This is a genomic window from Blautia sp. 1033sp1_1033st1_G9_1033SCRN_220408 (assembly GCF_040929965.1).
Classification (GTDB): domain Bacteria; phylum Bacillota; class Clostridia; order Lachnospirales; family Lachnospiraceae; genus Blautia_A; species Blautia_A ammoniilytica.
The window spans coordinates 246126-266437 of the sequence record NZ_JBFKZO010000001.1; the positions used below are offsets into that span (position 1 = coordinate 246126).

The following is a 20312-nucleotide window of genomic DNA, read 5'->3' on the forward strand; positions in this document are numbered from 1 at the left end:
TATGTTTTCAGTAATTTTAACAAAACATTATAAAAACATTTTGGAAAAACAGTTGAAATCCCACTTTACCTATGATACAATGAAAAACAGTTGATTAGGAGGTGTAACAGAGTGGAGATTTTAAGAACGATATTGACAGTTATTTTTGCTATAGATTGTATTGCCCTTACCGTAGTAGTCCTGATGCAGGAAGGAAAGTCTCAGGGACTGGGCGCAATTGCAGGAGCAGCAGATACCTACTGGGGAAAGAATAAGGGACGTACCATGGAAGGCGGCCTTGTTAAAGCTACTTCTGTGATGGGAGTTCTGTTCTTTGTGCTTGCTGTAGTTCTGAACCTGAATTTCTAAGCATATTCCAGTGACAGGACAAGCCGCAGGTTTTACAGCTTTATGCTGTGGACATTGTGTATAAGTTAGTAAATGGGAAAGGCTGTTGCATATTACAACAGCCTTTTTTTTATCAAAGGAGATATTTTGAGCGGAAGAAATAATACAGACAAAAGGAAAAAATTCATACTGGAATTAATGGGAGATCCTGTCTACAAGCCTATGCGGCTGAGGGAAATGGCCTCTTTGCTTGGCCTGTCAAAGGAAGAAAAAAGAGAATTGTGGCAGGTGCTGGATGAACTGGAGCAGGAGGGCAAGGCACAGCAGGACAAAAAAGGCAGGTATTCCAAAGTATCCGGTAAAAAGAAAAAAAACAAGATCAGGGAAAAAGATTCAAAAGCTGCAAAAGAATGGAACAGCGGAAAAGAAAAAAACCGGGTTAAAAAAAGACTGACAGAAAATCATTTCCAGGAAGATCTTGCGGATATGCCCAGGTATGAAGGGACATTTATCGGGCACAATAAAGGCTTTGGCTTTGTAGAAACCGAAGAACTGGAAGAGGATATATATATTCCGGAGGAAAATACAGGAACAGCTATGCACCAGGACCGGGTAGTGGTAGTTGTGACCAGGGAGCCGGAGGATGGAAAACGCAGGGAAGGCGCTGTTGTGAAGATCCTGGAGCGTGGTACCACCCAGATTGTAGGTACGTATCAGAATAACCGGGATTATGGCTTTGTTCTCAGTGATAATCCCAGATTTTCCAAAGATATCTTTATTCCCAAGAAGGATTCCAAGGGAGTCCGGGATGGAGATAAGGTGGTTGTTCAGATCACCGATTACGGCACTAAGAACAAAAGCCCGGAAGGTAAGGTGATCGAGGATCTGGGGAGTATGAAAGCGCCAGGGACAGACATCCTGGCTATTGTGAAAAGCTTTGGAATTCCAAGTGAATTTCCGGATAAGGTGCTGCGTCAGGCAGAACGTGTACCGGATCATGTGCTGGATGCAGACAGGGAGGGCAGGCTGGATCTGACCCATCTTCAGACGGTTACCATTGACGGTGAGGATGCAAAGGATCTGGATGATGCGATTTCCCTGACAAAAGAGGGAGATATCTATCACCTGGGAGTACATATTGCAGATGTTAGCAATTATGTGCAGGGCGGCAGTGCATTGGACCGTGAAGCCTTGAAAAGGGGCACCAGCGTTTACCTTGCAGACCGTGTGGTGCCTATGCTTCCGGTGCGGCTTTCCAATGGGATCTGCTCCCTGAATCAGGGACAGGACCGCCTTACGCTTTCCTGTCTGATGGATATTGATTCATCAGGAAAGCGGATTTCCTACCAGATCGTAGAGACTGTGATCCGTGTGGATGAGCGGATGAGTTACACAGATGTTAAGAATATTCTGGAGGATACGGACCCACAGGCAAAAGAAAGATATGCATCGTTGATTCCCATGTTTTTCCTTATGAAAGAACTTTCAGGGATCATCCGTGAAAGCAGACATCACAGAGGTTCCATTGATTTTGATTTTCCGGAAAGCAAGATCATCCTGAATGCAGCAGGAAGGGCTATCGATGTAAAGCCTTATGAAGCTAATGTAGCTACCAGGATCATTGAAGACTTTATGCTGATGGCAAATGAGACTGTGGCAGAAGAATACTGTAAAGAAGGAAAACCATTTGTTTACAGGATCCACGATAATCCGGATCCTGAAAAGGTGGAAAGTCTGCTGACCCTATTGCGTAATCAGGGAGTGGCTGTACAGAAGATGGGCCAGGAGATCACTCCCAAGGAGATACAGCAGATCCTGGAGCAGATCCAGGGGCTGGAGAATGAACCGCAGATTAGTCGTCTTACTCTTCGCACCATGAAGCAGGCCAGGTATACTACCCAATGCAGCGGTCATTTCGGATTGGCTGCAAAGTATTATTGCCATTTCACTTCTCCTATCCGCAGATATCCGGATCTTCAGATCCACAGGATCATTAAAGATAATTTAAGGGGACGCCTGATCCGGGAAGGAAGGACGGAACATTATCAGGAGATTCTGGAGGATGTGGCACAGCAGTCCAGTGCCTGTGAACGCAGGGCTGATGAGGCAGAAAGGGAGTCTGATAAGCTGAAAAAGGCAGAATACATGTCCTATCATCTGGGTGAAGAATATGAAGGGATCATTTCCGGTGTTACTGGCTGGGGCTTTTATGTGGAGCTTCCCAATACAGTAGAAGGACTTGTACATGTAAATACATTGCGGGATGATTATTACACCTTTGACAAAGAAACTTATGAACTACGGGGAGACATGACCCGGAAGGTATACAGGCTGGGCCAGAAGGTAAAGGTCCGGGTAGCAGATGCAGATACATTTTTGAAGACTGTGGATTTTACAGTAGTCCATCCGTAAAAAAATAAGAAAGGGAGAGAGCCAATGGCGAAGAAACCTGGGATCAAACTGATCGCAAATAATAAAAAAGCCTTTCATGATTATTTTATAGAAGATACCTATGAAGCCGGGATCGCACTAGCTGGCACAGAGGTAAAATCTCTCCGAATGGGGAAATGCAGTATCAAAGAATCCTATGTTCGGTCAGAGAGAGGGGAGATGTTCATATATGGTATGAATATCAGTCCTTATGAAAAGGGGAATATTTTCAATAAAGATCCTCTTCGTGTAAGGAAGCTTCTTCTGCACAGATACGAGATCAACAAGATCGAAGGAAAGCTGAAGGAGAAAGGCCTGACACTTGTACCATTAAAGGTGTATTTTAAGAACAGCCTGGTGAAAGTGGAGATCGGAATGGCAAGAGGAAAGAAATTGTATGACAAACGTCAGGATATTGCAAAGAAAGACCAGAGACGAGAGGCTGAACGAGACTTTAAGGTAAAGAATCTGTACTGATGGAGGCAGCATGAAGAAAGCAGGATTCATGGAGAAAAATCAAATTCAGGATAAAGAGCGACGGATTCGTACTGTGGCAGATTCAAGGACAGAACAGGTACATTTGATCATGCATCAGCACTTAAATGCAGGCGGCCGTCTGTTTGGGGGAATGCTGATGCAGTGGGCAGATGAGGTGGCCAGTGTGGTAGCCATGCGTCATGCAGGCACCAACCGTGTGACCACAGCTGCCATTGATAATCTTCAGTTTAAAGAAGCAACCTATGAAGGAGAGCTTTTGGTACTGATCGGATATGTTACCTGTGTAGGTAATACCTCTATGGAAGTGGAAATTGATACGTATGTGGAAAGGTCAGATGGCATGCGCTATTCTGTGAACCGTGCATTTTTTGTCATGGTGGCAATGGACGAAAACGAGCATCCTATGCAGGTACCGGGGCTTAAGATTTGTACTGAGGCAGAAAAGGGCAGACATGAGGCAGGGCTCCTTAGGAAAAACATGCGGAAGAACCGTATGAAGACAGGGTTTTAACAGGGGTATTCAGTGAAAAGCACTTATCCCATTATAGAAACAAAAAGTCTAAAAATTGTATGAAATCCTGCCGGGGTTGGTTGACAAGATGGGGATACTCTGTAATAATAAAATAGTATTTTTACTGGATTTGTAACTGTGAGGGTACAGAATAGTTACGATTTATGTCCAGATCTTTATTGTTTATGATCCAATTTTCGGGAGGAATATATATTATGAAAAAACGTTATCTAATCCTGGCAGGGCTGCTTGTCTGTGTGGCAGCTGTAGCAGGATGTGGATGTGGAAAAAAGAGCAAAGACGATGGAAAACAGTCTGAGACGCAGGTAACAGTAGCACCTGCATCAGATGACCAGAAGAAAGACGGCTCTTCCGGCAGTGACACAGAACTGGTGGATATGGAGAAGAGCACAGATGAAGATATTACCAATATTATGGGAGAGAAGACAAGCACATCTTCCAAGGTGGTTGTGATCAATAAGACAGGTTCTGAAGTTGCCAGGATTTATATCCGTCCTAATTCCGATGACGATGATGACTGGGGTGATGATCTTGTGAACGGTATGTTTACTTTGAAGGACGGGGATAAGGCTCTGTACTACTTTGAGAAGAATGCCAAGGATGCATCTGGTAATACAGTTTCCAGCTATGACATCCGTATTTCTTACACAGATGAGAATAAGAGCGAGTGCTTCTTCAGAAAGATCCCTCTTCAGAATATCAGCCAGATCACTTTGAAGATGGATGGCTCAGGAGATTCTTCTATTCCCTATGCTACTTATTTAACAGGCAGCAGCAAGAAGGAGACATCCACGCTCACAGAGGTTAAGAAGCGTCTGGGGCTGATCGATGATGATGGACAGAGTACAGATGGCAGTGGTAATGATACAGATGCCACACCCACTCCGGGAGTGACCTCTACACCGGCTGCTACTACTGCTCCTACCCCTACCCCGGATCCTAATAATACAGATCCTACAGACAATAGTGCCAGCGTGGCAGAGCAGTATATCGGGCAGTCCCTGGACAGTCTGATCGCAGCATGTGGGGAGCCCCAGGGCAGTGACTATCAGAATGAACCGGAGACTGGAGAGACAGGCTACCATTATTATCCATCTTTTACAGTTTCTACTACTGTGGACGAGAGCGGGAACGAGATTGTTGCAGGTGTATGGTAATAAGTACTGCCGGTTGGCAGGAGCAGGTTACGATGAGCAGAGTGAGCATTAACCAGAGAATAATCGAAGCAAAGGCAGGATTTTACAATGGAAATGAAAAGAGTACTATTAAAATTAAGTGGTGAGGCACTGGCAGGCCCTAAGAAGACAGGCTTTGATGAGGCTACAGTGATCGGAGTTGCGAAGCAGATCCATCAGATCGTATCTGAAGGTCTTCAGGTAGGGATCGTGATCGGAGGCGGCAATTTCTGGCGCGGACGTACCAGCGGTGCCATGGAGCGCAGCAAGGCAGACCAGATTGGTATGCTCGCTACTATCATGAACTGCATTTATGTATCCGATATCTGCAGATATGTAGGCCTTTCTACAGAGATTTATACGCCATTTACCTGTGGTGCATTTACCAGACTGTATTCCAAGGACAGCGTAGAGGAGAGCTTTGCACAGGGCAAGGTAGTATTTTTTGCCGGTGGTACAGGTCATCCTTATTTTTCTACAGATACAGCGACTGTGCTTCGTGCAGTGGAGATCAGCGCAGATGCTATCCTTCTTGCAAAAGCAGTGGATGGTATTTATGACAGTGATCCCAAGGTAAATCCGGATGCAGTGAAGTATGATGAGATTTCCATACAGGAAGTGGTTGATAAGAAACTGGCAGCTATGGATCTTACTGCATCTATTATGTGTCTGGAGCAGAAGATGCCTATGCTGGTATTTGGCCTTGAGGAAGAGAACAGTATTGTAAATACTGTTCATGGTAAATTCTCCGGTACAAAAGTAACCGTGTAGAAAATAGATAATAACAGGAGAGGGAGATTGAACAATGGATGAGAGAATTCAGAAATATGAGGACAAAATGAAAAAGACCCTGAGTGGTTTTGAGACAGAGCTTACAACGATCCGTGCAGGACGCGCTAATCCGCATATCCTTGATAAACTGACAGTAGATTACTATGGAACACCTACCCCCCTTCAGCAGGTAGCCAATATTACCGTTCCTGAAGCACGTTTGATCCAGATCCAGCCATGGGAGAACAGTCTGATCAAGAAGATCGAGAAAGCTATTCTGTGTTCTGACCTGGGCCTGAATCCAAGTAATGACGGCAAGGTGATTCGTCTTCTTTTCCCGGAACTTACAGAGGACCGTCGTAAAGAGCTTGTCAAGGATGTTAAGAAGAAAGGGGAAGCAGCGAAGGTTGCTGTCCGCAATATCCGCAGGGATGCCAATGATGCTTTCAAGAAACTGAAAAAAGAAGATGTTTCTGAAGATGAAGTAAAGGAACTTGAAGAGAAAGTCCAGAAACTGACAGATAAGTATATCAAGGATGTAGATGCTGCAGTTGATAAGAAATCCAAAGAAATTATGACAGTATAAGCGCTATATATGGGAGGACTGCTGCAAATAAGGCATTGTCTGTTTGCGGCAGTCCTTTTGTGCAGTCTTAAAAGAAGGAGAGAATATGAAAGTACCCAATCATGTTGCAATCATTCTGGATGGGAATGGCAGATGGGCGAAAGCAAAGGGCATGCCAAGAACTTACGGGCATGTAAAAGGCTGTGCCAACCTGGAAACCATTTGTGATGATGTAAAAGACTTAGGAATCAAATATCTGACAGTATATGCGTTTTCCACAGAGAACTGGAAGCGTTCCAGGGATGAGGTGGAAGCGCTGATGAAGCTTTTTAGAAGCTATCTGAAAAAGTGTGTGAAAATTGCAGAAAGAAATAAAATGCGGGTGAAGATCATAGGAGATACCTCTGTATTTGATGAAGTGATCCGGGAGAGGATCCACTACCTGGAAGAAGTATCTAAGGATTATGACGAACTGTATTTCCAGATCGCACTGAATTATGGCAGCAGGGATGAGATTACCAGAGGTATGCGAAGGATGGCACAGGATGCTGCAGAAGGGAAGCTGATTCCGGCACAGATTACAGAGGAAACCATAGAGGGATATCTGGATACTGCCGGAGTACCAGATCCGGACCTTCTGATCCGCACAAGTGGAGAACTGCGCCTGTCCAATTTTCTCTTATGGCAGCTGGCATATACAGAGTTTTATTTTACAGAAGTTCCATGGCCGGATTTTGATAAACAAGAATTAATCAGAGCCATTGAGAAATATAATCAAAGAGACAGAAGATACGGTGGGGTAAAGGAGGAACAGCATGTTTAAAACACGACTTATAAGCGGGATCCTGCTGGTAGCAGTGGCACTTCTTACGATCATGAGCGGCAGTTACATACTGTTTTTTACCCTTCTCGGGATTTCCCTGATCGGTATGCAGGAATTATATAAGGCCATGCAGGTTCATAAAGAGAAGTTTACTCTTTTGGAGATCACAGGCTATGTGGGGGCTGTGGTATATTACATTGCCATGGCAGCAGACTATGAGAAATATGGCATGATGGGCTTGATCCTGGCATTGATCCTTCTGCTTTTTGTATATGTATTTACATATCCAAGATTTCATGCAGGAGAAGTAATGGAAGCCTTTTTCGGAATCGTCTATGTTGCGGTTATGCTTTCTTTTATTTACCTTACCCGTAATCTTGCAGATGGCAAGTATATTGTGTGGCTGATCTTCTTATGCTCCTGGGGATGCGACACCTGCGCTTACTGTACAGGTATGCTCATCGGTAAGCACAAGATGGCCCCTGTACTAAGCCCTAAGAAATCGGTGGAAGGAGCTGTAGGAGGTGTGGCAGGAGCCGCACTTCTGGGTGCATTATATGCAGCAGCCACTGGTGGTAAAGTGGCAGAGTATGCCTTGATCTGCGCAGTTGGAGCGCTGATCTCCATGGTAGGCGATCTGGCTGCTTCTGCCATCAAGAGAAATCAGGGAATCAAGGATTACGGCAAACTGATCCCGGGACATGGAGGAATCCTTGACCGTTTTGACAGTGTGATCATTACTGCACCGGTAATCTATTATCTGGCAACCCTGATCCTGGGCTGATCTATATAGGAAGAGAGGATGCACTTTTTATGAAAAAAATAGCAATTTTAGGTTCTACCGGATCTATAGGCACCCAGACATTGGATGTAGTCCGGGGCAATAAAGATATACAGGTTCTTGGTATCAGCGCAGGGAGAAATATCCTTAAGCTGGAAGAACAGGTACGGGAGTTCCATCCAAGGCTGGTAGCTGTATGGGATGAACAGGCTGCAAAAGACCTGCAGATACGGATCGCAGATCTGCCTGTAGAAGTGGTTTCGGGTATGGACGGTCTGCTTCAGCTGGCAAGGATGGATGAGACAGATATACTTGTGACGGCTGTGGTAGGGATGATCGGGATCCGTCCTACTATGGAAGCCATCTGTGCAGGAAAAGACATTGCACTTGCCAATAAAGAGACCCTGGTAACAGCCGGGCATCTGATCATGCCCCTTGCAAAGGAAAAGGGAGTACAGATCCTGCCGGTAGACAGTGAGCACAGTGCCATTTTTCAGGCTATTCATGGAGAAAACAAAAAAGAGATCCATAAGCTTCTGATCACAGCCTCCGGCGGACCTTTCAGAGGAAGAAAACGGGAAGATCTGCAGCAGGTGACTGTGGCAGATACATTAAAACACCCTAACTGGGTTATGGGACAGAAGATCACAGTAGATTCAGCAACCCTGGTGAATAAAGGACTTGAGGTAATGGAAGCAAGATGGCTGTTTGATATGGATCTTGATCATATTCAGGTAGTGGTACAGCCTCAAAGTATTATCCATTCCATGGTTGAATTTAAAGATGGGGCAGTGATGGCACAGCTTGGGACACCGGATATGCGCCTGCCCATCCAGTATGCCCTGTATTATCCTGAGAGACGTTATCTGGATGGGGAACGCCTTGACTTCCATAAACTCAGGCAGATCACCTTTGAAGAACCGGATATGGATACGTTCCTGGGGCTTCCTATGGCAATCCAGGCAGCGCAGGCTGGAGGCAGCATGCCTACTGTCTTTAATGCAGCCAATGAGCTGGCAGTGAAGCTATTTCTTCAGGAAAAGATCCGTTTTCTGGATATTTATCAGATTATCGGGCAGTCTATGGGAAGACATAAAGTGATCCGGCATCCGGATCTGGATCAGATCCTGGATGTGGAAAAAGAAACCTATCAGTGGATTGAAAGCAGGTGGTAGATTGAAGATCATTCTGGCAATCATTATTTTCAGTGCAATTGTATTGTTTCATGAGTTGGGACATTTTCTGCTGGCAAAGAAAAATGGGATCGTAGTTACAGAGTTTTCCTTGGGAATGGGGCCAAGGCTTGTAAGTACGGTAAAGGGAGGTACCAGGTATTCTCTGAAGCTGCTTCCTCTTGGCGGATCCTGTGCCATGCTGGGGGAGGATATGGAGGATGACCGGCCTGGCACTTTCAATGCTGCATCTGTCTGGGGACGGATCGCAGTGGTGGCAGCAGGTCCTGTTTTCAATTTTATTTTGGCATTTGTATTTTCGGTGATCATGGTTTCTCTGGCAGGATATGACCCTGCAGAGGTACTGGATGTAAAGACTGAATCTTCAGCAGAAAAGGCAGGTCTTCAGACAGGAGATGTGATCACGGAATATGAAGGATATACCATTGATCTATCCAGGGATCTGTATCTGTATACGTATTTTAATCCTGCACAGGAAGACAAGACCGTACACATGACGGTAGATCGTGACGGTCAGGAGATCGATCTGGCCTTTAAGCCGGATGTATCTGTCAGGTATCTGCTTGGCTTTAACAGAAGCGATGCTTCCTCTATGGAGGTGGAATCCTTGATCCAGGGAATGCCTTTGGAGGAAGCTGGTCTTCAGGCAGGGGATGTGATCACATCCATTAACGGGGTTAAAGTGGCAGACGGGGATGAATATCAGGCATATATTGATGCGCACCCGCTTTCCGACGAGCCTGTACAGATCACTTATGAGCGAAATGGACTGGAATATGATGCCACCATTACGCCAAGGGAATACCGTACCCCGGATCTTGGATTTTCCTATAATGCAGGCTATCAGAAGACAAAAGGGATGGCTGTATTGAAATACAGTGCCTATGAAGTAAAATATCTGATCCGCTCTACCATTATGAGCCTGAAAGAGCTGATCACCGGACACCTGGGGATCAAGGATCTGAGCGGACCGGTAGGTGTGGTGGATGCTATCGGTACCACCTATGAACAAAGCAAAAAAGAAGGAACACTTGCAGTATGGGTAAACATGATCTATATGGCAATCTTTCTTTCTGCAAACCTGGGTGTTATGAACCTGCTCCCCATCCCTGCACTGGATGGAGGAAGGCTTATCTTCCTGGTGATTGAAGCAGTGCGGAAAAAGCCGGTGAACCGCCAGGTGGAAGGGATGGTTCATTTTGCCGGGCTGATGCTCCTTATGCTTTTGATGGTGGTAGTGATGTATAATGATCTTCTGAAGATTTTTTAATGTAATATTTTATATCTGAGGTCTGGAAAATCCGGGCCTCTTTTTATTGCCCCAAAACAGGAACAAGATCCTGCTTTAGTTCATATGCTAATCTGAAAAGCATTTTTTGAGGGACTATATGGGGGCAGTTTCAAAAATTCATGCCATGGAAGAAAATATAGACAAGGGAAAGCTTCAGGTAACAATAAGATCAGGGACAGACAATCATCCGGTAGAAAATGCGTTAGTCAGAATATCCTATACAGGTGTCCCGGACAGCTTTATTGAAGAGGTACGCACAGATGAATCCGGTCAGACACCGGTACTGGAACTAAAGTCTCCACCTTTGGAATACAGTATGAGCGCTGATCAGGAAAAGCAGCCATATGCAGAGTATACTGTACAGGTAGAAGCAGAAGGGTATGAAAAGGAAGAGGTGGCCGGAACAGAAGTGTTGCCAAAAGTACTGGCAAAACAGCCGGTGCTTCTGGCAGCACGGAATATAACAGATTCTTATCAGAGGATTGTGATACCCCCTCATACATTGTTCGGGGATTATCCGCCTAAGATTGAAGAGGCAGAAGTAAAGCCAATAGAGGAATCCGGTGAGATCGTTCTTAGCAAAGTGGTAATTCCGGAATACGTTGTGGTTCATGACGGGCCAGCCAATGATCCATCAGCATCCAATTATTATGTTCGATACAGAGACTATATAAAAAATGTGGCAAGCAGTGAAATCTATGCCACCTGGCCGGACGATACCATCCGGGCAAATGTGCTGGCTATCATGTCATTTACATTAAACCGTGTATATACGGAATGGTACCGGAATGTTCACTAATTCGGTATTGCAGGAACATTCAGTTTGATGAGTTATGTATTAAAGTTCATGGAAAAAACGCTTATACCATAGAGAATAACAAGAATAGGGAAGATTAAAGAACTGCCTAAATTGGACTTTCCATATTAGTGCGAATACTGTATAGTATAAAATATAAGCAGTAGTCTAAATTTTCTAATAAGCGATTTTTCAGGTAATATCTGTCACTAATTCCAAAGATAAAAATACATAATTTTAAAGAGATTAAGTATTTGATAAAACTTGTCAAAATGTTATAATGTAGGTACAAAAAGGAGTGTTATATGAATAATACGATTTTTGATGATGTGTTCCGTACAATGATTGAGAAGATGCCATATCTGGCAGTACCGCTGATTAACGAGGTATTCCATACCGACTATAAAAATGGCTGACTATACAAAAGACAGCATTTTTGAGAAAAATCTGTTAATGTTGTTGCCGTTTTATATTATGAGATACGAGAAAAAAGGACATGATTTTAATAACAATCCAGAATTATTTCAGGTACTCTTAAATGAATACGAGGAAATTCGGATAAGTCTGGAAAAAGAACTGACAGAAACAGGAAGATCGGAGCTATATACAGATCTGACGAAACTGATTGTAAAGATTGCGGATTATATTTTTCAAAAAGAAGAGGATGTCCGGAAAGGAATAGGTGAGATAATGGGTGGAAAAGTTCTGGAACTGGAATCTGAAAGACTTAAAGCAGAAGGAAAAGCGATTGGTCAGGCTCAGGGAGAAAATCGCTTGGGAAGCTTGATTACTAGACTGATCCAAGATCAGAGAACTGAAGAAATTCCAATTGTATCAGTAGATTCTAAGCGACGTGAGCAGTTATATAAAGAATATAATCTTTAAGAAGAATGTTGATACCTCTATCCTATAATAAAGCTGATAGACCATGCTTTAGGGAATATCAGCAGGACCAGACGTCGCAGAAAAAATATCTGGATTTTCTGAGAGCATGGCTTAAGGATAAAGATTATATTGCTATGGCTTATATGACTGGCATTCTTCCTGTAAAAAAATATGGATCACATTCTGCCTTGAATATGTTTATGGAGTATTCTATGACAGATCCCGGCAATCTGGCAGAATATTTTGGCTTTACTGAGAGGGAAGTGTCAGTTCTTTGTGAGAAATATGAAATGAGTTTTGATGATGTAAAAACATGGTATGATGGTTACAAATTTATAGTGCATCGACAGTCGGGTGATGAGTATTTTTCTATGTATAGCCCGAAATCTGTTGTTGAAGCAATGTTAAGACATAAATTTGGTACTTACTGGAATCAGACAGAAACATATGAAGCGTTAAAAACTTATATTCAGATGGATATGGATGGGTTACAGAATGCAATTGTCAGAATGCTTGCAGGTGAATCAATAAAGGTGAATGTGGGTACGTTCAGTAATGATATGATTACATTTGCTACTAAGGATGATGTATTGACATTGCTTGTCCATTTAGGATATCTGAACTATGATGGTACAAAAGAAATGGTCAGTATCCCTAATAAAGAGGTTGCTCAAGAGTATGTAAACGTAATTAGTACAATGAATTGGCATGGCGTAGCTGATTCTGTGGAATCATCTCGCAAACTATTAGAAGCATTGTGGGAAGGGGATGCAGATGCCGTGGCAGCGGGAATTGAGAAAGCACATGATGAAATTTCAATTCTACAATAATAATGACGAAAATTCACTTAGCTGTACGATTAATCTTGCATTTTATTTTGCAAGGGAATGTTATACGATAGTTCGTGAATTGCCTACAGGTAAAGGGTTTGCTGATGTATGTATGATTCCACGTAAACGATATGTGGATAAGCCGGCGATAGTCATTGAATTGAAATGGGATAAAAACGCAGTTGGTGCATTAGATCAGATTAAAGAAAAACAATACGGAAATGCATTAAAAGACTATCAGGGGAATTTATTGCTGGTTGGTATTAATTATAATAAGACGACTAAGAAGCATGAATGTGTCATAGAGACTATGCATAAATGAAAAGTTGGGAAGTACATGAGAATTGAAATGATAGATCGAATGAGTCATGGGAGGAAGAGATATGTATTGTACAAGATGTGGAAGAAAGCTGAAAGAAGGGGAGGTATGCACCTGCACACAGGATCAAAAGAATACGAAGGTACAGGAGAAGACTCCCACACAGCCATCTAATGAGAATCAGAATGCAGTGGGAACAGCACCGGAGCAGTCGTCAAAACAGGCAGAATGGCTGCAGGAGAGTGGTACACAGGCACTTAAGTGTATCAAAGAATTTCTTGGAAAAGTGTTACAGATCCTGAAGAAACCTGTTTCAGAAACAGAAAGGCTTGCAGCTGAAAATACGAAAACAACAGGCATGCAATTTATTTTGGTAAAAGCAGCGATCGTATTGATCCTTGTGTTAGTGACTGCAGCAGGAATCAGAAAAGAATACGGCGGTATGATCGAAGTACCATATGCCAGCGTGTTGATCCTTACATTGCTAACGACCATTGGATACGACTGTATGGAAGCACATTTTATGAATTTTTTTGGCAGGGCATTTGGCGGTACTACGTCTGTTAATAACATGTACTGCGTAGTTGGCGTTCGGGCAGTATTTGATTTTGCACTGATGGTGGTTACTGCAGTTTTATCTGTTTTTTCAGACAGTCTGGCAGTATGTGTTTATCTTGGGATTATGATGCTGATCCCCTTTGTTCAGTTTGCTTCGTTCAGGGCTGCCATTAATGCAGATGAAAATAAAAAGGTGTATGCCTTTTTTGTATCTAAGCTCTGCAGTATTCTGATCATAGGAATTTTAGTATATCTGATTGGCAAAGATACGGTAAATGACATGATGAGTACGTTGTCTTCCGGGTTCTACAGTGCTTTTTAAGAAAGAAAAAACGTACATATAATCCCAGCATAAGGAATACAGCTGTAATAAGAATGATCGGGGCTGGAGTATGTATGAAAGATTCTGAACATGATCATGAATATGACTGTGTGGAAATGCTGTCGGAGTCCGGGATAAAGCTATACTTGGAATTTCCGAAACAAGCAGAGGCGAACGATATAAAGGTCCTGCAGGAAGCAAGGGAAATCCTTTCGGGAATGCTGAAAGAAAGCCTGACCCGGTCAAAAGGCGGTTTATTGCATGAAGAAAGTGCGGATCCTGTTAAGAGTAAGCTCTAATCAGCAGCTGGAGGCAGACGGTGATTTAAGCGTGCAAAGGCAGCTGGTGACCGAATACATACAGCAGCATCCGGACTGGAAGCTGGATGCAAAGGAGTATTTTGAAGGAAGTAACAGCGGTTATCAAAATGCTGTTACTGACCGGGATGTGCTGCAGGAAGCACTGGAGGACGCACGAAAGAAAGAATATGATATTCTGGTTGCGTACAAGGACGACCGGATAGGACGCCGTATGTGGGAGATCGGTGCTTATGTGATGTCACTGAAAAAATACGGCGTAGATATTTATACTGTGAAGGACAATTGCATCTCACCGGAATCAGACGATATTATGGGGCAAATGGTGCTGGCACTTCGTTATGGGAATGCACAGAAAAGCAGTTCAGATACCGGCATGCGTGTAAAAGATACTGCAAAAAAGCTGGTACAACAGGGGAAATTTATGGGTGGCAAAGCACCCTATGGATACAAACTGGAATTGTCCGGAGAGATCAGTAAACATGGTCGGGCGCTGAAGCACCTTGTGATCTGGCAGGAACAGTGTGAGGTGGTTCGATTTATCTATGAACAGGCCTTACATAAGGAATATGGCTCTGTAAAAATCGCCAAAATCCTGAACAGCCATGAAAAGTATAAGCACATGGCTCCCAATGATGTGTGGAAAGCCGGAACCATCACCAGTATCCTGACCAATCCCATATATGCGGGGTATACAGCATACAACAGAAGAACCAGGATTGATGGAAAATACCACAAGATCGGTAGTGAGAACTGGATCCTTGCGGCTGCGCCTGATCCTGGTATTTCTATTGTTGATGCAGATGCATGGAACCGGGTTCAGTATATGCGAAAAGAAAGAGCGGACAGAATTGCTAAAACTGAAGACCAGCAGAAACGGGATTCTGTGGTGATCCGGAATCATCTGGGTACTTTAGCCCTTATTGATGTTTTGTATTGCAGCTGCTGTGGGTGTAAAATGACCAATGGCACCCGATATAATTATTGGAAAATAAAGGGCACCAAAGAACAGAGATCCAGTAAGACCAGAGTTTATAAATGTCAGAACAAGGATAGGGGAATACCTCATCCGGGAACAGGGGCATACAGAGCAGATAAGATTGAATTAATTGTTTTTGAGATCATTTCTGAATATGTAGAAAAGCTTCAGAAAAACAAAGATGTGGCCGAAGAAATTAAACTTTATAAGCAGTCCGAAAAGAAGACATTAATAGCAGCATTGGAAAAAGAACGTCAGGCGCTGGACAGGATAAAGAAAAGAATTAATGTGATGGAAGATCAGATTCCACAGGCTATGACCGGGGAATATCCATTGTCTTTAGAGGAACTTGTTCCTCTGATAGATAAGCAGAAACAGGCGTGTACCCGACAGCAGAAAATAATTAAGGAAAAAGAAATGATACTGGAAAGCATGAACAGACCCGATTCTGAATGGAAGCTTTCCACGGAAAATGTTCCTACATGGAAGCAGGTATTTATGGGTGCAGATCCCCATACCAAAAGGATTCTGATCAATAAACTGGTAGAAAAAATCCACATAAAGGAGAATCAGGTTACAATACAGCTTCGTGTCCCGTTGGAGAAATTTAACATAAATGAATAGTATATAGAATATTTGAGGGGCGCTTTTACCCCCTCAAATCCTGAATGACTATATAACAGGTGGTACCGGAATAAAGGCTATGATTTTACCATTACTTCATCTACAGCCTATGATCATAAATGGATTCGGGGAAGGAATATTTTTGATTCCATTGAACGGATCGTGGATGAACTTTTTGAAAACTATCTTTCCAGGCCAAATGTGCGTCAGCCGATCCTGACCCAGTATTGTGATGGCCGGAAGGTAGAGTGCCAGAGCCGTGGGTGGATGACACAGTGGGGGAGCAAGGCTCTGGGTGACAGAGGATATTCTGCTATAGAAATCATCAGATATTTTTATGGGAATGATATGTATATCAATGTAGCTGAGGAAATCTCAGGAGTTCCTGCCTCGTGGCCAGGGTACGATCTGGATATTGGTGCGTCCGGAAGTAAGGTTCTGCAGATCCAGGAGCAGTTAAATGCTATCAGTCAGGCATATCCTGCACTTCCAAGGGTAAATGAGGACGGAATCTATGGACCGCTTACAAAGGCTTCTGTGCGGAAGTTTCAGAACATTTTCGGTCTTCCGGAAACCGGGATTGTGGACTACAGTACCTGGTACAAAATCCAGGAAATCTATGTAGGTGTCACCCGGATCGCAGAGCTTCAATAAAAGAAAATCTGCTGGGATGTACAAATAAAAGAATGAATCAATAATATGTGCGTTTACTATGTTTATTTGTAAAAAACGGTGGTACAATATACGCAAACATAAAAAGGACATGAGAGTACAAATGAAGAAAAAACTGAGAAACGGATTATTGATATTTTTATTCCTTCTGCTTATTCCGCAAATGGTGTGGGCCGGGGATATGCAGGTGCATTTTCTGGATGTAGGTCAGGGTCTGTCCATATTGGTACAGTCAGAAGGAGAGAATCTTCTTTATGATGGCGGTGGCAGGGATGCTTCCAGTTATGTAGTTTCCTATCTGCAAAATCAGGGCGTGCAGCAGTTGGATTATATGATTGCATCACATTATGATGCAGATCACATCAGCGGGCTGGTTGGCTGTCTTAGCAGTTTCCCGGTAGAGAACCTGATAGGGCCGGATTATGTGCATGATTCCCAGCTGTATACTTCTTTTATGGGTAAGGCAAAACAGATGGGATTAAAGATGCAGCATCCATCGGTTGGGGATGTGTATCAGGTTGGCAGTGGGACTTTTACTGTGTTGGCACCGCAAAATGCCAGTGATCAGGACAGTAATAACAGCTCTGTTGTGATCCGGCTGGATAATGGAGAAGACAGCTTTTTATTCACCGGAGATGCGGAGCATGGCAGTGAGGAACAGATGGTATCAGCCGGGCTTGACCTGGAATGCACAGTACTGCAGGTAGGCCATCACGGTTCAGCCAGTTCCACAAGCTGGGATCTTCTTCAGGCAGCAGTGCCTGAATATGCAGTAGTTAGCTGCGGCAGTGGGAACAGTTACGGACATCCGGATGCAGATACCATGGAAAAACTGCAGTCCATGGGGATCCATGTATTGCGTACGGATAAACAGGGGACAGTGACAGCGTACTCCACAGGAAACGGGATCACCTGGGATGTTTCTCCTTGTGATGATTATACACCGGGGAATCCGGACGATACCGGCACAATGGCAGGGGATGCAGGTGTTGCTGCATATACGTACGCACAGGGAGAAACCGAAAACAGCCAGAGCACTGATGCAGATACACAGGATCTGGGGGATGGAAACTCTGATCAGGAAACTGAAGCAGAGCAGCAGGTCTGGATCTCTGCAACTGGAAGCAAGTATCACAGCAGACCAGACTGTGGGAATATGAATCCTTCTAAGGCAGTGGAAATGCCGGTGGATCAGGCTGTGGCACAGGGGTATGAGGCCTGCAAAAAATGCTGGTGACAGCCGCCTGGTGTGAAAGCAGATAAATCATAGATGAATAGAAAAATCCGTGTAATCATGATTTTGGTGTTTTGACACCAAAATCATTACAAACATTCTGAGAAAGAAATTCTAAAAATATCTTGACTTCTGAAAAATGATTTGCTATAATTCTATCTGTTGCGAGGGCGAAAGACAAAAAGCCCATGAAATGCAGCATGCGGAAGTGTCGGAACTGGCAGACGAGCAAGACTAAGGATCTTGTGAGCATTGCGCTCGTGTGGGTTCAAGTCCCATCTTCCGCATTAAGATTTAAGAAACCTTTTGGATGTAAAGGTTTCTTTTTTTATGCATTTATTCTTTTTTTAATGGAGAAAATCTGTTATACTTAATAAGTATGACAAAAATCGGGAAACTTAACAGGGTATACATCAGTATATCTGAATAAAAATGGTGGTGTAGAATATTTGAAAGAACAGACAAGAGTAACATTCACAAAGGAGGAACTGGCTGCTAAGGTAAAGGTTCCTGCGATTGTGGAACAGGATTTAAAAAGGATCATCAGTGACCGTCTGGAGCAGTGCGGATTGTATTACCGGGTTTTTTCACGTACAAAGACGGCTGCATCCATGGCACATAAATTTGAATTAAAGGATTATAGTGCTGAGGATAAGAAGCTGCAGGATCTGGTAGGAGTAAGGATCAACCTTTATTTTGATGATGATGTGGATATCTGCCAGAATATTGTAGAGAATACTTTTGATGTAGAGGGATGGTCCACATCAGAGCGTAGCGAAGAAGAGTTTAAGCCAACCAAGCTGAACGGGGTATGTAAGCTGCCGGAGTATCTTAGATCTGAGATTTCCCCAGAAACGTGGGATATGTGTATTGATGACACATTTGAGATCCAGATCAAAACCATGTTTTTTGAAGGATGGCATGAGATTGAGCATGACATGCGTTACAAGGGCGAGGAGCTTTGGCATAATTATAAGGGATTTTCCAGATACTTTAACAGTATTCTGGCTACATTGGAACTGTGTGACAAATCTATGGTCACTTTATTTGAGGATCTGGGACATTCCCTTTATAAGTCGGGCAGATGGAGCGATATGATCAAAAGCCATTTCCGCCTGAAACTTGGAGAAGGAACTCTTTATCCGGAGGTTGCCAGCCTTTTAGATGAGGATAAAGACAAACAGGTAGATAATCTGGCAAAGCGAATTTACAAAACCAGTAAACAGACTTTGGTGGAACAGCTTTTAAAGCGGCCCAAGAAAACACCTATTAATGTAAATACTATTATTGCATTGTTAAATGACAGCCAGTTTCACGACAGCCGGCTGACAGCAATCTTTAAGGAGCGGGACGTATACAATGACGGCCGTGAGGAGATCCCAGGTGAGTCCAGGCATTATGAGATGAAACCATTGATCCGGTATAATGTTTTTCAGATGAATACACGGGTGGATGGAAGCCGGATCAAGGATTCTTCTGCCTGTGATGCGGCCTCTATTTTTCAAAAATCGGCAGATATTATTTATCAGTGGATCGTAGAGAAATATGGCGGCCTGTTTAAGAGCATGCCAAGGGAAACCGTGACTTATCACGCAGATATCCTGGCTTACCATGTGGCTGTGAACTATAATCCGGAAGCACTTAGGATGAACATGCATGTGCGCCATATGGATCTGGAGGTTGGCGGACGTATCTGGTATTCAGAAGCCGGTTTGGAAGTGAAAGATGGACAGGTGCTTCTGAAAGTATGCAACGGATATGCAGATCCGCAAAGAGAGCATTCCGCCCAGGAGCCTGGAGTGGTATTCTTTAGTTACCCCGGATATTATAAGTCTATTGTAGACGAGGTGGGAATCATCAGCGGGATTTCCTGCTCCAACCGGCGCAGGATTTTAAAGGAGGATCAGTTTTCCATGCTGGCTGCAGCACTTAAGGATCCCAAGAGGATGTTTCCAGTAGTGCTGGTTATTTCCAGAAGCACACCGGATGGCATGATGGATGAGGATTGGCTGGGGCAGTTCCGTGTATCGGATTTTACAAGAACTGTATGGCGGTATGCCCATGTATTTACCTGCCACGAAAGCACAGGTAAGAAGTTTCTTCATGTTGCAGGAGTTGATCCAAGACAGATTGAGGATATTCCCAGATTATATATTTTCTGGCCAGGGAAAGAGGTTGATGATTATGGACCTGAGGATGTGGAGAACTGCAGCTTTGGCCGTCACCTGGAGGCAAGGGGAGACGCCCGTACCTATGATATTGTAAGAGGAGGACAGGCATTTTACCATAAGATCGTTACAGATCTGAGGGAATGGAATGTGTCTGCAGATATGTGGGAAGGCTTTAAGCTGGAGATCCTTACTGAGATTCCTAAATAAAATCCAAAACAA

20 protein-coding genes, 1 tRNA gene and 1 pseudogene are annotated in these 20312 nt (G+C 43.6%); all 22 read left to right on the forward strand.

Annotation, left to right across the window (positions count from 1 at the left end; translation table 11 throughout):
• The first annotated feature begins 111 nt into the window (after positions 1–111).
• Positions 112–348: a preprotein translocase subunit SecG gene (gene secG, locus AB5916_RS01135; RefSeq protein ID WP_158420169.1), complete on the forward strand. Its 237-nt coding sequence runs from the start codon at positions 112–114 to the stop codon at positions 346–348.
• A gap of 126 nt (positions 349–474) precedes the next feature.
• Positions 475–2739 carry a ribonuclease R gene (gene rnr / locus AB5916_RS01140; protein ID WP_368188927.1) on the forward strand — a complete coding sequence of 755 codons (2265 nt, stop codon included), beginning with the start codon at positions 475–477 and terminating at the stop codon, positions 2737–2739.
• A 24-nt stretch (positions 2740–2763) separates the two neighbouring features.
• Positions 2764–3234, forward strand: a complete 471-nt coding sequence (smpB, locus tag AB5916_RS01145; protein ID WP_158420171.1) for an SsrA-binding protein SmpB — start codon at positions 2764–2766, stop codon at positions 3232–3234.
• A gap of 10 nt (positions 3235–3244) precedes the next feature.
• On the forward strand, positions 3245–3766 hold the full coding sequence (locus tag AB5916_RS01150; protein WP_158420172.1) for an acyl-CoA thioesterase: 522 nt from the start codon (positions 3245–3247) through the stop codon (positions 3764–3766).
• A 215-nt stretch (positions 3767–3981) separates the two neighbouring features.
• Positions 3982–4944, forward strand: coding sequence for a hypothetical protein (locus AB5916_RS01155; protein WP_368188928.1), 963 nt, complete (start codon positions 3982–3984; stop codon positions 4942–4944).
• A 93-nt stretch (positions 4945–5037) separates the two neighbouring features.
• The gene (gene pyrH, locus AB5916_RS01160) at positions 5038–5733 is read left to right on the forward strand and encodes a UMP kinase (RefSeq protein ID WP_158420227.1); all 696 of its coding nucleotides are present in this window, start codon (positions 5038–5040) and stop codon (positions 5731–5733) included.
• A gap of 34 nt (positions 5734–5767) precedes the next feature.
• A complete protein-coding gene (gene frr / locus AB5916_RS01165; protein WP_158420175.1) occupies positions 5768–6319 on the forward strand; it encodes a ribosome recycling factor in 552 nt (183 codons plus the stop codon).
• A gap of 85 nt (positions 6320–6404) precedes the next feature.
• Complete coding sequence (locus AB5916_RS01170; RefSeq protein ID WP_158420177.1) at positions 6405–7121, forward strand: isoprenyl transferase; 717 nt, start codon at positions 6405–6407, stop codon at positions 7119–7121.
• Positions 7114–7905 carry a phosphatidate cytidylyltransferase gene (locus AB5916_RS01175; protein WP_368188929.1) on the forward strand — a complete coding sequence of 264 codons (792 nt, stop codon included), beginning with the start codon at positions 7114–7116 and terminating at the stop codon, positions 7903–7905. Before AB5916_RS01170 ends, AB5916_RS01175 begins: the two co-directional genes overlap by 8 nt.
• A 29-nt stretch (positions 7906–7934) precedes the next feature.
• A complete protein-coding gene (gene dxr, locus AB5916_RS01180; protein WP_368188930.1) occupies positions 7935–9077 on the forward strand; it encodes a 1-deoxy-D-xylulose-5-phosphate reductoisomerase in 1143 nt (380 codons plus the stop codon).
• Entirely contained in the window at positions 9034–10365 is a 1332-nt protein-coding gene (rseP, locus tag AB5916_RS01185) for an RIP metalloprotease RseP (protein ID WP_368188931.1), read from the forward strand. The genes dxr and rseP overlap by 44 nt, the downstream gene beginning before the upstream one ends.
• A 118-nt stretch (positions 10366–10483) precedes the next feature.
• Positions 10484–11185: a hypothetical protein gene (locus AB5916_RS01190; protein ID WP_368188932.1), complete on the forward strand. Its 702-nt coding sequence runs from the start codon at positions 10484–10486 to the stop codon at positions 11183–11185.
• Positions 11186–11656: 471 nt separating this feature from the next.
• The gene (locus AB5916_RS01195; protein WP_368188933.1) at positions 11657–12067 is read left to right on the forward strand and encodes a hypothetical protein; all 411 of its coding nucleotides are present in this window, start codon (positions 11657–11659) and stop codon (positions 12065–12067) included.
• 5 nt (positions 12068–12072) lie between these two features.
• Positions 12073–12897 carry an AAA family ATPase gene (locus AB5916_RS01200; protein ID WP_368188934.1) on the forward strand — a complete coding sequence of 275 codons (825 nt, stop codon included), beginning with the start codon at positions 12073–12075 and terminating at the stop codon, positions 12895–12897.
• Positions 12872–13219 carry a PD-(D/E)XK nuclease domain-containing protein gene (locus tag AB5916_RS01205; RefSeq protein WP_368188935.1) on the forward strand — a complete coding sequence of 116 codons (348 nt, stop codon included), beginning with the start codon at positions 12872–12874 and terminating at the stop codon, positions 13217–13219. Before AB5916_RS01200 ends, AB5916_RS01205 begins: the two co-directional genes overlap by 26 nt.
• A gap of 61 nt (positions 13220–13280) precedes the next feature.
• Complete coding sequence (locus tag AB5916_RS01210) at positions 13281–14096, forward strand: Yip1 family protein (RefSeq protein WP_368188936.1); 816 nt, start codon at positions 13281–13283, stop codon at positions 14094–14096.
• A gap of 74 nt (positions 14097–14170) precedes the next feature.
• Positions 14171–14395 carry a hypothetical protein gene (locus AB5916_RS01215; protein WP_173727031.1) on the forward strand — a complete coding sequence of 75 codons (225 nt, stop codon included), beginning with the start codon at positions 14171–14173 and terminating at the stop codon, positions 14393–14395.
• The gene (locus AB5916_RS01220) at positions 14358–16016 is read left to right on the forward strand and encodes a recombinase family protein (protein WP_368188937.1); all 1659 of its coding nucleotides are present in this window, start codon (positions 14358–14360) and stop codon (positions 16014–16016) included. The genes AB5916_RS01215 and AB5916_RS01220 overlap by 38 nt, the downstream gene beginning before the upstream one ends.
• 60 nt (positions 16017–16076) lie before the next feature.
• Positions 16077–16670 (forward strand): annotated as a pseudogene (locus tag AB5916_RS01225) (peptidoglycan-binding protein); the annotation flags it as partial.
• 121 nt (positions 16671–16791) lie between these two features.
• Positions 16792–17925 carry a ComEC/Rec2 family competence protein gene (locus tag AB5916_RS01230; RefSeq protein ID WP_368188938.1) on the forward strand — a complete coding sequence of 378 codons (1134 nt, stop codon included), beginning with the start codon at positions 16792–16794 and terminating at the stop codon, positions 17923–17925.
• Positions 17926–18124: 199 nt separating this feature from the next.
• Positions 18125–18209 (forward strand) — tRNA-Leu (locus AB5916_RS01235).
• A 162-nt stretch (positions 18210–18371) separates the two neighbouring features.
• A complete protein-coding gene (locus tag AB5916_RS01240; protein ID WP_368188939.1) occupies positions 18372–20300 on the forward strand; it encodes a hypothetical protein in 1929 nt (642 codons plus the stop codon).
• Positions 20301–20312 lie beyond the last annotated feature (12 nt).